Origin of the sequence: Streptomyces canus, assembly GCF_001514145.1 — a bacterium.
GTDB lineage: Bacteria > Actinomycetota > Actinomycetes > Streptomycetales > Streptomycetaceae > Streptomyces > Streptomyces canus.
The window spans coordinates 255,955-268,777 of sequence record NZ_KQ948657.1 but is presented as its reverse complement, the minus strand read 5'-3'; the positions used below and the strand labels follow the sequence as shown (position 1 = coordinate 268,777).

Sequence of the window (12,823 nt, the reverse complement as noted above, 5' to 3'; positions counted from 1 at the left end):
GCGTGCTTGTTGTCCGGTGCCACGCCGGGGCACCGGGCGACGGGACAGAGCCTAGACCCAGACCGGCAATCTTACGCATTCGGGGCGGCCGATGCCACGGAAAATCGCCCGTCATCAGCACTGCTGCGCAACCCCCACGTCGCGGGCCGTCATCACGATGGCCGTTTTCGCCGGGTGCATCGGGGGCTGAGCGTGCTTTTGGCCGCAGGCTCGCGAAGCGGGCGCGCCGCCGCCACTGTCCCCCCACGGCCGGCCCCTCCCCAGCCGCCCCCGCCTTACCCGTGCGGAGGTACCCCGAGGGCGATGGGCCTCGCTCAGCCCCCCGCCACCGCCCGGCACGCCTCCGCATACCCCCGCACCAGCGCCCGCCCCCCGTCCTCCTTGCGCCAGGCCAGGACGTATCTGCTCGGGCCGATCCCGCGCACCGGCCGGGTGACCACCCCGCCCAGGGTGATCAGGGGGGCGTTGCCGGCGGCCACGAGGCAGATGCCCAGGCCCGCGACGAGGGCCTCGTACGTCTCCTCCGTGCCCGCGATCTCCGCGCCGATGCGGGGCGGTCGGCCGGACCGTTCGTCGAGGGCGAGCCAGAAGTCGCGCAGGGGGCCCGCGCTCGCCGGCAGGGCGAGGAACGGTTCGTCGGCCAGGTCGGCGAAGTCGACCTCCTCGCGGGCGGCGAGCGGGTGGTTGTCGGGGAGGGCGACCAGACGGGGCTCCTCGGCGACCACGGTCCATCCGAAGCGCTCCTCGTCGGGCAGCGGCAGCCAGACGAACGCGACCTCGGTCTCGCCGTCCGCCAGACCCGCGGTCGGGTCCTGCCAGCCCATCTGCCGCAGCCGTACGACCGCCTCCGGATGCGCGGCCGTGAAGCGGGACCGGATCGCCGGGAGCAGACCGCCGCGGCCGGGGCTGGTGCTCATACCCACCACCAGCGTGCCGCGCTCCGCCGCCCGGGCCGTCGCCATCGCGGCGTCCGCAGCCGCCCAGGCCGCCAGCACCTGCCGGGCGTGCGGCAGCAGCGCCTGACCCGCCTCGGTGAGCAGGACGCCCCGCGGGTCCCGCCGTAACAGCTCCACGCCCAACTGCCGCTCCAGGGCACGGATCTGCTTGCTCAGCGCGGGCTGTGACACGTACAGCCGCTCGGCCGCGCGTGTGAAGTGCAGTTCCTCGGCCACCGCCAGGAAGTAACGCAAATCCCGTACATGCACGTCGGTCGTCATAGCCATCGGTTATCACCGTGGGTCTTGGACGGGCAACCGACTTCGGCAGCAGGCTGGTGGGAACAACCCGAGAAGAGGAGTCGTGATGAACAAGGTCTGGCTGATCACGGGCGCGAGCAGCGGATTCGGGCGGGCGATCGCCGAGGCGGCCGTGGCCGACGGCGATGTCGTGGTGGGCGCGGTCCGCAGGCCCGAGGCGCTGGACGACCTCGTGGCCGCCCATCCCGACCAGGTGGAGGCGGTGCGTCTGGACGTGACCGACATGTCCGCCGCGGGGGCCGTCGCACGGGATGTGGTGGCCCGGCACGGACGGATCGACGTGCTGGTCAACAACGCGGGCCGGACTCATGTCGGTGCCTTCGAGGAGACCACCGACGACGAACTGCGCGAGCTGTTCGACCTCCATGTGCTCGGACCGGCGGCGCTCACCAGGGCGGTGCTGCCTGCCATGCGCGAGCGGCGTTCGGGTGCGATCGTGCAGATGAGCAGCATGGGCGGGCAGATGTCCTTCGCGGGCTTCTCGGCGTACAGCGGGACGAAGTTCGCGCTGGAGGGCATGTCCGAGGGGCTCGCCGACGAGGTGCGGGAGTTCGGCATCAAGGTGCTGATCGTGGAGCCGGGGTCCTTCCGCACCTCGCTGTTCGACGCGAGCCGCGCGGGGGCCAGTGCCGACAGCGGCGTCTACGCCAAGGTGAGCGAGACCCGCGGCTTCGTCTCCGGCGGCGACGGCACCCAGGCCGGCGACCCCGCAAAGGCGGCGGCCCTGATCCGCGCCGCCCTTGACGCCGAGGAGACCCCACTGCGGCTGCCCCTGGGCGACGACGCGGTGACCGCCGTACTCGACCACCTCGACGCCATACGCAACGACGTGGCCACCTGGGAGAAGACCACCCGGGCGACGGCCTTCGACGACTGAGGCCGTTGGGTGGCCGCCGGAGTGGCGCCCGGTGCTGTCGCCTGTCCCGTCGCCGGGGCGAAGGCCGTCCGGGTCGCCGCGTTCGGTGACTGAGGCCGTTGGGTGGCCGCCGGAGTGGCGCCGGTGCTGTCCCGGGGCCCCGTCGCCGGGGCGAAGGCCGTCGGGGTCGCCGCGTTCGGTGGCTGAGGCCGTTGGGTGGCCGCCGGAGTGGCGCCGGTTCTGTCGCCTGTCCCGTCGCCGGGGCGAAGGCCGTCGGGGTCGCCGCGTTCGGTGGCTGAGGCCGCTGGGTGGCCACCGGAGTGGCCCCGGTTCCGTCCCCCCCCGTCCCGTCGCGCGGCTAGCGGAACGGCGCCGGTTCCGTCACCCAGCCCGCCGTCAGCGCCAGCCGTGTCTCGCGGTGTACGGCGAGGAAGGCGAAGGGGCGGTCGAAGGTGGCCGTGACCACGGTCGAGGTGTAGCGGGGCGTGGGCGGCGGCCCACCCGGTGCCGCCGCGACCGCCGTCACCGCGGCCGCCTCGAAGCCGAGCGCGTCGAAGCGGGCCAGGACGGACTGCCGGGCGGAGCCGACGACCAGGGGTGTGGCGCTGATGCCGGCGAAGTGCCCCTGCCGCGCGTCCCGAGCCGCGGTGAGGCCGAACAGTCCGTGCAGGTCCAGCAGATCGTGGTGCGCCCGCACCTCGAACGCCGCCGTCGTCACCTCCAGCGTCGGTTGTTGCGGGCTGACACACGGCCGCTCCTCGACCCGCAGTCCCGGCCCCGCGGGCCCGTGCGGAAGCAACGACCCGCGTACGGCAGGACACGTGCCGTCGAGCACGGCCGCCCCCGCCGCCATCACCTGCCCCGGCGTCATGTGCTCGTCCCCGAGCAGGAGATGGACGTCGATGCCGTTGTCGCCGAGCACCTTCACCTCGGTGACCCGGCCCTCGGGCGCGGTCACGACGCCGACCCGGTCCAGCCGCACGCTCCCGCGGCTGAGGCCGCGCAGGGTCCGACCCTGCCAGGGACCCGCGGACGGCCGTACCGGACGCGCCTCGAAGGGCCGCAGCCACGTGGTCCGCAGAGCCAGCGCGCTCGCGAGCACCAGCTCGGTGTCGTCCCGCACCTCCACCGGCATCCGCTCGATCAGCCCACCCGTCCGCTTCGCGGCCCAGGCGTCCATTTCCCACTGATCGAGGGCGGGATCGCCGGTGAGGACCCCGAGCGCGTCGGTGGGCAGCCCGGTCTCCCACTCCTCGCGCAGCTCCAGCGTCCGCCTGGTCCACAGGCCCAGAGCCGAGTCCAGTGCCTCCGATTCGGCCAGTCCCGCGAGCAACTCCCGCGCCGCCGCGGCCGCTTGCTCCGCGGGCACCCCGAGCGCCCGCGCCAGCTCGGCCCGCGCCGGGCCCCGCGCCCCGTCGGCCAGGAAGGCCAGCAGCGGCCACACACCGGCGGCCGAGAACACGGTCCCCCCGGAAGACACCCCCGCCCACCGTGCCGTCAGCCCGTTCACCGCCTGGGTCGTCGCACCCGTGATCGGCATTCCACCCCCGCCCGCCCCGCGCATACCATGCGCCCTGTCGTACGTCAGTTCCCCGCCACTGCTGAACCAGGAGCACGGTACCCGTGTCCATACCCCCGCCCCCTGGGCCCCACCAGCCCGACCCCGCCCAGGGGCCGTCCCCCGACCCGGACCCGTTCGGGCCGCCGCCGCAGGGACAACAGCCGTATGGGCAGCAGCCGTACGGACAGCAGCCGTATGGGCAGCAGCCGTACGGACAGCCATACGGGCAACCCTATGGCCCGCCCTATCAGACCTGGGGACAGGGCTACAGCCCCCATGCCCGCCCGTCGTCGGTCAACGGCCTCGCCGTCGCCTCCCTGGTGCTCGGCGTCCTGTGCTGCTTCCCGGCGGTGGGACTGGTGCTGGGTGTGATCGCGCTGGTGCAGATCAAGAAGAAGGGCCAGTCCGGCAAGGCCCTGGCGATCGTGGGGTCGATCCTGTCGTCGCTCGGACTCGCCCTGTGGGTGACGGTGCTCGCCACCGGCGGGCTCTCCGACGCCTGGGAGGAGTTCAAGAAGGGCGCGAGCGAGGGCACGACCTTCTCCGTGGTGAAGGGCCAGTGCTTCGATGCGCCGGGGGAGTCCCTCGAAGGCCTCACCTACGACGTCGACGAGGTGCCCTGCGCGGGTGAGCACGACGGCGAGGTGTTCGGCGAGTTCAAGATGGCCGGCGGCGACGCCTTCCCGGGGGACCGCGCGGTCTCCGACACCGCCGACGACAAGTGCTACCCCCTCCAGGACGCCTACGTCATGGACACCTGGGCGCTCCCCAGCGATGTCGACGTGTACTACTTCGGCCCCACCCGGCAGAGCTGGCGCCTCGGCGACCGCGAGGTCAGCTGCATCTTCGGCAACACCGACGAGAAGGCCACCCTGACCGGCTCGCTGCGCGCCGACGAGACCACCCTCGACACGTACCAGATCACCTTCCTGCAGTCCCTCAACGCGATGGACACCGTGCTGTGGGAGGAGCCCGAGGACTACCCCGAGGACGACCTGCCCGGCTATCGGAAGTGGTCGCGAGATGTCCACGACAGCCTGAACAAGCAGATCAAGGCCCTGCGCGCGCAGTCCTGGCCGGCCGCTGCCGACAAGCCGGTCGCGGCGCTGGTGAAGGACATGGAGGACGCGCGCGCCGAGTGGGCGAAGGCGGTCGCCGCGGCCGAGGACGACGACGTGGACACCTTCTACCTCCACTACGACAAGGGCTACGCGTACGTCGACGGCCCCAGCACGGTCACCGCACGCAAGGCTCTGGGGCTCGCCACCAAGCGGCCGACGTACGACGACGGGGGCGACGACGGCAGCGGCGAGTCGGGCGGCGGCGAACTCAAGGTGTGAGCGCGGCCATAGCGGGGAGAAAGTGCCTGCGTAAAGACCCCCACCGGAACATGTCATCACATCGAGTGATTCTCTGGCCTTTGCTTGCATGGCCCAACCCACGGTTGCCAGGCTGTTGCTGTCTGTACAACCTGATGGGAGCGGCCAGTGACATTCGGTGAGCAGCCGGCGTACCTGCGCGTCGCGGGTGATCTCCGCAAGAAGATCGTCGACGGTTCGCTGCCACCGCACACCCGCCTGCCGTCCCAGGCCAGGATCCGCGAGGAGTACGGCGTCTCGGACACCGTCGCGCTGGAGGCCCGCAAGGTGCTGATGGCCGAGGGCCTGGTCGAGGGCCGTTCCGGCTCCGGGACATACGTCCGGGAGCAGCCCGTGCCCCGCCGCATCGCCCGCTCCGGCTACCGCCCGGCCTCGGGCGCCACGCCTTTCCGGCAGGAGCAGGCCGACGGGGAGGGGCGCGGGACCTGGGAGTCCAGCAGCGCGCAGACCGAGGCGTCGGCCGCCATCGCCGAGCGGCTCGACATCCGGCCCGGCGACCGCGTGATGTGCACGAAGTACGTCTTCCGGGAGGCCGGTGAGCCGATGATGCTCTCCACCTCCTGGGAGCCCCTCGCGGTCACCGGCCGCACTCCCGTGATGCTCCCCGAGGAGGGCCCCCTCGGCGGCATGGGCGTGGTCGAGCGCATGGCAGCCATCGATGTCGTCGTGGACAACGTCACCGAGGAGGTGGGCGCCCGTCCCGGCCTGGCCGAGGAACTGCTCGCCCTGGGCGGTGTCCCCGGCCATGTCGTGCTCGTGGTCCACCGCACCTATTACGCCTCGGGCCGCCCGGTGGAGACCGCCGACGTGGTCGTCCCGGCCGACCGCTATCAGGTCGCGTACCACCTCCCGGTGAAGTAGCGCGCGCCCCGGGGAGGTTGCCCCGGGCGAACACTCAACGGGTCCACAGGCGAACGCCGTTCGAATTCGGCCGTTCTCGCAGGTCGACACCCCAGTTCCAGAGGCGCCCCTGACCGGAGGCATCGCCGCCCACCGGGGGCGCGTTCACGACCGCGCGCCCCTGTCGGAGGAGTCCGTCCTGGCTGGTTGCGTACCTCTTTGTGAAAACGCGTGTTCGCTGCGTAAAGGTTGGGCGTAGGCTCAGGCATATGCGGAGTGCGGTTTCCTTATCGGGTGGGGCTCGACGCAGGTCGGGAAGGAGCGATGGGGCGCTATGAACGACGGCACGATCACTCTTCCCTGGCTCGTCATACGGCAGGACGACAACGGCAATCGCTACCGCGTGGGCAGGTACGCGACCCGGGCCGAGGCTCAGAAGATCGCCGACAGCCTCGACGCCCGCGGCCACAAGCAGCTCTACTGGGTCGAGCGCATCAGCCCGAACGGCGCGAGTTCGGCCGACTGAGGAGCCTCCCGTAGGCTCCGGCGCATGACGGAACGGATCGTGGTGGTGGCGGCCGCCCTGTGCGACGGCGACCGCCTCCTCGCAGCCCGCCGCAGCGCACCTCCTGTTCTGGCCGGCAAGTGGGAGCTGCCCGGAGGCAAGGTGGAGGAGGGGGAGTCGCCCGAGGCGGCCCTCGTGCGCGAGCTCCGGGAGGAGCTGGGGGTGGAGGTGGAGGTCGTGGCGCGCATCCCCGGCGAGTGGCCCCTCAAGTCGCCGTACGTCCTCCAGGCATGGACGGCCCGCCTCGTCCCGACCTCCCCGGATCCCAAGCCTCTGCAGGATCACGACGAACTGCGCTGGCTCGCCCCGGACGAGATCTGGGACGTGAACTGGCTGGACCAGGACGTGGAAGCGATGCGCTCGCTGGAGGCACTCGGGGGCGCGGGCTCTTAGCCGCCCCTGTTACGTCGTTCGGCGCGGTACCGCAGGCCTGATATCGGGTATGTGCCCCTTAACCCCACGAAAGCGGACATGGGCTGGCCCGGGATGTGATCGGCGTGATCGACACCGAAGGCGACTGCGCCAAGTGGACGTTCCCGGCGGACCCGGGCGCCGTCCGCGCGGCCCGGACGGCTGTCCGGGACCGGCTGGCCGCCTGGAATCTCGACGGCCTCACCGACATCGCCGCCCTGCTGGTCAGTGAGCTGGTGACCAATGCCCTGCGGCACGCCACCGGCCCCATCGGTGTCCGCCTGGTCCGCCCCGAGGCCGTCGACGGCGTCCTTCTGGTGGAGGTCTCCGACCCCCTCCCCGACCCGCCCCGCGAACGGGTCGCCGCCCTGGACGACGAGAGCGGCCGCGGTCTGCAACTGGTCGCCCATGCGGCCCACCGCTGGGGTACCCGTCCCGGCGTGACGGGCAAGACGGTCTGGTTCGAACTCTCGGTGGCGGGATGAACAGGGCCTGATCGCGGTGCTGAGCGCCTGTATGGCACCGCCGCCCCTGTCCATCGACTGGTTCAGGCCGGTGGCGGTTGTCGGCAGACGTGATTCGAGGAGGTGTCCGCTGGTTAGAAGACTGGAAGTGTTGTCGCAGCCCGGACCGAAAACCGTCGGGATCGTGCTGTGATCGTGAACACCGTGTTGTGCGGCGCCGTAGTGCTGGATACTGCGGGCAGCCGCCCCCGGTGACCGGTACCGGACGCGGTGAGCTGGAGGGGACGGTTCGCGTGAGCGAGATACCAGCGAAGGCCACGGAGTCGACAGACCCGTTGGACGGCGCGAGGGCGGAGGCCGCGGATGATGCCGTGGCGCATGTCCGTCCCGGCGAGCCGCCGTCCGGTGACGCCATGTGGCAGAGCAGCCCGCCCGGCTCGATCTACGACTACATCAAGGTCGCGTCCTTCTCCATAGGCCCCGACGGTCTGGTCGAGCAGTGGAGTCTGCGCGCCGAGCAGCTCTTCGGCATCCCCGCCCGGCACGCCGTCGGCATGGACCCCATCGAGGCCTTCATCGACCCGGACCTGCGGGCGCAGGGCCAGCGCAAGATGGCGGAGATCCTGGACGGCCGCGAGTGGACCGGTGTGGTGCCCTTCCGGGTGCCCCCGTCGGCGGCCGACGGGGAGTGCGGCCGGGAGGGTCTCGCCGAGGTCTATGTGATGCCGACGCGGACCGAGGAGGGCGAGAAGGCCGCCGTCTGCATCGTCGTCGACGTGCGCACACTGCGCAGCATCGAGACCGACCTCGCCGCCTCGCAGGCGATTTTCGGTCAATCTCCCTTCGGGTTCGTGCTGATCGACCCCGACCTGCGGGTTCGCCGCGTCAACTACCGTTTCGCATCCCTCTTCGGCGGCAGCCCGGACGACCACCGGGGCAAGGGCGTCCACGACTATCTGCCGCGCCCCGAGGCCGAGCGGGTCACCGCGACCCTGCGCCGGGTCCTGGAGACCGGCGACTCCATCACCGACATGCACGTCACGGGCTTTCTGCCGGGCTCCGACGAGCGCCGCCACTGGTCCATCAACCTGTACCGGGTGCGCAGCGGGTCCGGCCGGCCCATCGGCATCGCCTGGCTGGGAACCGACATCACCGCCCGCCGCGCCGCCGCCCGCGAAGCAGCAGCCGCCCGGCGCAATCTCGCCCTGCTGAACGAGGCCGGCGCCCGCATAGGCAACTCCCTCGACCTGGAGACCACCGCCCGCGAACTCCTCGACGTCGTCGTCCCCGGCTTCTGCGACCTGGCCACCGTCGACCTCTACCAGGGCCTCCTGGCCGGCGACGAGACCCCGCCCGGCCTCGCCGACGGCAGCGCGGAACTCCGCCGGGTCGCCTTCGCCAGCGCGGTCTCCGACGCCCCCTTCATCGGCTCCGGCGACCCCGTCTCGGTCGGCGCCGTCCACCACTACCCCTTCAACTCGCCCTGTGCGGACGCCCTGCGCACCGCACGCCCGCAGTACATCCCGGCCGAGGAGGGCGGCCTCGTGCAGTCCACGCTCGCCGTGCCGATGGTCGCCCACGACACCGTCGTAGGCCTCGCGCAGTTCGCCCGGACCAAGGGCAGCGAGCCGTTCGGGGACCGGGACCGGGATCTCGCGGTGGAGCTGGCGGCGCGGGCGGCGGTCTGTATCGACAACGCGCGCCTGTACCGGCGGGAGCACGAGCGGGCGCTGATACTGCAGCGGTCCCTCCTGCCCCCCGGCGACCCGGTCGCCTCCGGCCTGGACATCGCCTGCCGCTATCTGCCCGGCAACTCCTCCGCGGACCGGCCCAGCGAGGTCGGCGGCGACTGGTTCGACGTCATCGAACTGCCGGGCCACCGTACGGCGTTGGTGGTCGGTGACGTGATGGGCCGTGGTCTGCGGGCGGCGGTGGCGATGGGGGAACTGCGGTCCGCCGTACGGACACTGGCCCTCCTGGACCTCGAACCGGCCGAGGTGCTCAGCGCGTTGGACGAGATCGCCCGCGGTCTCGGCGCACCCGGCGGGGTCCAGCAGGCCACCCGGGCGGCCCGCCGCCCCCGTGAGGCGGACCTCCTGGAGGTGTACCTCGCGACCTGCGTCTACGCCGTCTACGACTCGGTGACCCGCCGCTGCACCTTCGCCAACGCGGGGCACCTCCCGCCCGTCCTGGTGGAGCCCGGCGAGGACGCGCTGATGCTCGACGTGCCGCCCGGCATGCCGCTCGGCGTCGGTGGCGAGCCCTTCGAGGAGGTCGAGGTCGAACTACCCGAAGGCGCCCTGCTCGCGCTCTACACGGATGGACTGGTCGAAAGCCGCGATCACCCCCTCGATGAAGGTCTTCAGGCCTTCGTAGGAGCGCTCACCGACCCCTCCGCCCCCCTGGAGGACGTCTGCGACCACGTCCTCAACACCCTCGACACCCACCACGGCGAGGACGACATCGCACTGCTGATGGCCCGTGTCCAGGGCCTGCCCGCCGACTCGGTCGGCGACTGGACCCTGCCGCGCGAGCCCCGCAGTGTGGGCAAGGCCCGGGAGTACGCGCGCGGCCAGCTGCTGAGCTGGGGCCTGGAACCCTTGGTCGACACCACGGAACTCCTGGTCAGCGAGCTCGTCACCAACGCCCTGCGGTACGGCGAGGGTGACATCCGGCTACGGCTCCTGCTGGACCGCACTTTGGTCTGCGAGGTCTGGGACTCCGGGCTCGTCCAGCCGCGCCGCCGCCGCGCCCGCGACACCGACGAGGGCGGCCGGGGCCTGCAACTGGTCGGTCTCCTCAGCGCGGCCTGGGGCTCCCGCCGTACACCGCTCGGCAAGACGGTGTGGTTCGAACTGCCCTTGCCCGACGGGCAGAACGGCATGGTGGATCCGGCGGAGGCGTTGCTCAGCCTGTTCTGAGTCCTGGGCCTGCTTCTAGGCGGGGTGCCCGCGCAGGCGGACGTCCTGTTCGGCGAGGTCACGCGCCTCGCGGGCCAGGGCGTCCGCCCGCGGGAGTTCGTCGGTGCGCCGAGCCCGCGACAGCAGGACGCGGGGCGCGGCACCGACGGCCTCGCGGTGGACGGTGACGTAGTCGTCCGCCGCGGCCACGGACTCCCGGGCTACCAGCAGCGCGGCCACCGCGAGTACCCCGGACCGGCCGGTCGCCAGGGGCGCGGTCGCCTGCACGATCCGACGCAGGACGCCGAGGGGGTCGTAGGGCTGTCCGGACGTCGTCTCCTGTCGTACGGCGGCCAGGACCGCGTCGGCGTGCAGGAGCCGGGCGTAGGTCTCGCCCTCGTACGCGGTGCTGTCGCGGAAGGGGGCCAGCTCCGCCTCCGCGCCCGTGAGCGCGGGCGGGATCAGCCGGGCGGCCTCGGTGCGCGCCGAGCGCAGCCGGGACACGGCCGTCACCAGCACGTCCGCCCGGGAGATCGCGGTCTCCGCCGCGCGGAGGTGGTGGGCCGCCTCGTCCGGCCGGCCGGAGGCGGTGGCCTGGTGGGTCTGGTTGAGGTGCTCTGTGGCGGTGACCAGGCCGTCCTTGGCCAGCTCGAGATACCCGGTGACGGAGTCGTCCAGGGGCGTCGCCTCCGCCCCTGCCGTGCGCGCGGTCAGCTCACGGAAGCGGGCCTCGGCCGACGCCAGGGCCGCGGCGGGGTCACGGTCCAGCGCCCGTAGGGTGCGCAGGCTCTCCCCGGCGGCGGTCAGCCGTCGCTCGGCCTCCTCGCAGCGGCCCACGACTCCGGCGAGGGCGGCCGCCTCCTCCGGTACGCCACCCTCGTACCGCGCCCGTATCGCGCACGCGGCCGACAGTTCGGCCTCCGCCGCCTCGGCCGCCGTCGCGCAGGGGGACACCGCCTCGGGGCCGGACACGGCCTCGGCAAAGGGGAGTTCCTGCCGGAAGGCGCGCAGGCGGTTGTCGGCGTCGACCAGCGCGGCCTGGGAGCGGTCGTCGAGGTCGGTGAGCGGGGGCTGGGTCCCGGGAGCGGGATACGCGCCGACATGGGTCGTGCCGGCGGCCGCCGGGGTCGTACGGCTGCGGGTGCGGCGTATCCGGCGGACGGATCCGTAGGCGGCGAGGGCGAGCACCACGGCGAGCGCGGCCACCGGCAGGACGAGGTCGGTGCTGGAGGACTCGTCCTCCGCCGGGACGGCGGCGCTCGTGCGCGCGCCTGCAACCGGAGCGTCGTCGTTGATCGTCATCCACGGCAATACCAGCCACGCGACCCCGGCGACCACGCCCAGCAGGGCATGTGCCACCCGCGCGGATATGTGCGAGCGGCCTCGCCGCGGTCGGCCCCGTATCAAGGATGGCGTCACGTTTCGGAGCGTATGGGCCGGAATGCGGGGGCGCGAGCGGGGTGGGACGGGCGGGGGTACGCGAGGGGAGTGGGGGAGCGGATGTCAGAGGTGCGGGACATACAGGTCGACGGGGGCGGGGACGGGGACGGTGAGGCGGAGAAGGAGGCACCGACGCCGAGGCCCACACGCCGCCGCTGGATTCGCGGGGGTCTGATCGCGCTCGCGCTCGTCGTCCTCCTTCCCCTCCTCACCGTCGCCGTCGCCCTGCGCCTCAACTACGCCGGCGACCCCGCGGACGGCACCCGCACCCGGGGCAAGGACGCGATCTGGCTCGGGCACGCCTGGGTGGACGGCCGCAAGACCGACGCCGACGTCAGCGCCCTCGCCCGGCGCCTGCGGGACACCGGGATCCGGGACCTGTACGTCCACGTGGGGCCCCTGGAGCACGACGGGACGCTGCCCGGGTCGGCGTACCCGAGGGCGCGGTGGCTGATCGGCGCCGTGCACAAGGCGGCCCCCGGCATCCGGGTGCAGGCGTGGCTCGGCGACAAGCTCGCCACCGAGAGCCCGGACGGACTGCGCCTCACCGAGAAGGACACCCGAGCCGCCGTCGTACGGTCCACCCGTCAGATCCTCGACGCCGGATTCGACGGCGCCCACTTCGACCTGGAGCCCCTGCACTCCGGCGACAAGGACTACCTCGACCTCCTCGACGCCCTCCACCGGCTCACCCGCGCCCACGGCGTGCCCCTCTCCGTCGCCGCCCACCAGATCGACCCGCTCCCCGCACTGCACTCCGTCGCGGGCACGCTCACCGGGCACCCCAAGTGGTGGTCGCAGGCCTACTTCGGTCAGGTCGCGCGCCGGGTCGACCAGATCGCGGTGATGTCGTACGACACGGCCACGCCCCTGGAGAGCCTGTACGGCGGCTATGTCGCCCAGCAGACCTCACTGGCCCTGGAGGTCACCCCCGACTCCACCGACCTGCTGATGGGCCTGCCCTTCTACCGGGAGGACAACTTCGCCCACTGGTCCTTCGCCGAGACCGTCCCCGCGGCCGTCCGGGGCGTCCGCCTCGGGCTCTCCCGCACGGACGCGGACCGCGCGAACTTCGGCGTGGCGCTGTACGTCGACTTCGCGGCCACGGAGGCGGACTGGACGGCGTACGAGAAGGACTGGGTCCGTTAGAA

11 protein-coding genes are annotated in these 12,823 nt (G+C 72.5%); 8 read left to right on the top strand and 3 right to left on the bottom strand.

The window, feature by feature from the left end; translation table 11 throughout:
• Positions 1–314: 314 nt before the first annotated feature.
• Positions 315–1,223, bottom strand: coding sequence for a LysR family transcriptional regulator (locus AQJ46_RS06050; protein WP_059204615.1), 909 nt, complete (start codon positions 1,221–1,223; stop codon positions 315–317).
• A 79-nt stretch (positions 1,224–1,302) separates the two neighbouring features.
• Here AQJ46_RS06050 and AQJ46_RS06045 point away from each other — a divergent pair, with 79 nt between their 5' ends.
• On the top strand, positions 1,303–2,133 hold the full coding sequence (locus AQJ46_RS06045; RefSeq protein ID WP_059204614.1) for an oxidoreductase: 831 nt from the start codon (positions 1,303–1,305) through the stop codon (positions 2,131–2,133).
• 337 nt (positions 2,134–2,470) lie between these two features.
• On the opposite strand, the gene AQJ46_RS06040 is transcribed toward AQJ46_RS06045, so the two are convergent.
• Complete coding sequence (locus AQJ46_RS06040; protein WP_059204613.1) at positions 2,471–3,652, bottom strand: serpin family protein; 1,182 nt, start codon at positions 3,650–3,652, stop codon at positions 2,471–2,473.
• Positions 3,653–3,735: 83 nt separating this feature from the next.
• On the opposite strand from AQJ46_RS06040, the gene AQJ46_RS06035 reads away from it, so the two are divergent.
• The 6 genes from AQJ46_RS06035 (at position 3,736) to AQJ46_RS06010 (ending at position 10,253) form a co-directional block, all read left to right on the top strand.
• The gene (locus AQJ46_RS06035) at positions 3,736–5,013 is read left to right on the top strand and encodes a DUF4190 domain-containing protein (protein WP_059204612.1); all 1,278 of its coding nucleotides are present in this window, start codon (positions 3,736–3,738) and stop codon (positions 5,011–5,013) included.
• Positions 5,014–5,160: 147 nt separating this feature from the next.
• Positions 5,161–5,913: a GntR family transcriptional regulator gene (locus AQJ46_RS06030; RefSeq protein ID WP_059204611.1), complete on the top strand. Its 753-nt coding sequence runs from the start codon at positions 5,161–5,163 to the stop codon at positions 5,911–5,913.
• 313 nt (positions 5,914–6,226) lie between these two features.
• Entirely contained in the window at positions 6,227–6,418 is a 192-nt protein-coding gene (locus tag AQJ46_RS06025; protein WP_057610010.1) for an SPOR domain-containing protein, read from the top strand.
• Positions 6,419–6,442: 24 nt separating this feature from the next.
• Positions 6,443–6,850: an NUDIX domain-containing protein gene (locus AQJ46_RS06020; RefSeq protein WP_059204610.1), complete on the top strand. Its 408-nt coding sequence runs from the start codon at positions 6,443–6,445 to the stop codon at positions 6,848–6,850.
• 95 nt (positions 6,851–6,945) lie between these two features.
• Entirely contained in the window at positions 6,946–7,353 is a 408-nt protein-coding gene (locus AQJ46_RS06015; protein ID WP_059204609.1) for an ATP-binding protein, read from the top strand.
• A gap of 272 nt (positions 7,354–7,625) precedes the next feature.
• Entirely contained in the window at positions 7,626–10,253 is a 2,628-nt protein-coding gene (locus AQJ46_RS06010; protein ID WP_059204608.1) for a SpoIIE family protein phosphatase, read from the top strand.
• A 15-nt stretch (positions 10,254–10,268) separates the two neighbouring features.
• Here AQJ46_RS06010 and AQJ46_RS06005 read toward each other — a convergent pair whose 3' ends face one another.
• Complete coding sequence (locus tag AQJ46_RS06005; RefSeq protein ID WP_225887255.1) at positions 10,269–11,591, bottom strand: hypothetical protein; 1,323 nt, start codon at positions 11,589–11,591, stop codon at positions 10,269–10,271.
• A 141-nt stretch (positions 11,592–11,732) separates the two neighbouring features.
• Here AQJ46_RS06005 and AQJ46_RS06000 point away from each other — a divergent pair, with 141 nt between their 5' ends.
• Complete coding sequence (locus AQJ46_RS06000) at positions 11,733–12,821, top strand: glycoside hydrolase family 18 protein (protein WP_225887254.1); 1,089 nt, start codon at positions 11,733–11,735, stop codon at positions 12,819–12,821.
• Positions 12,822–12,823: the final 2 nt, after the last annotated feature.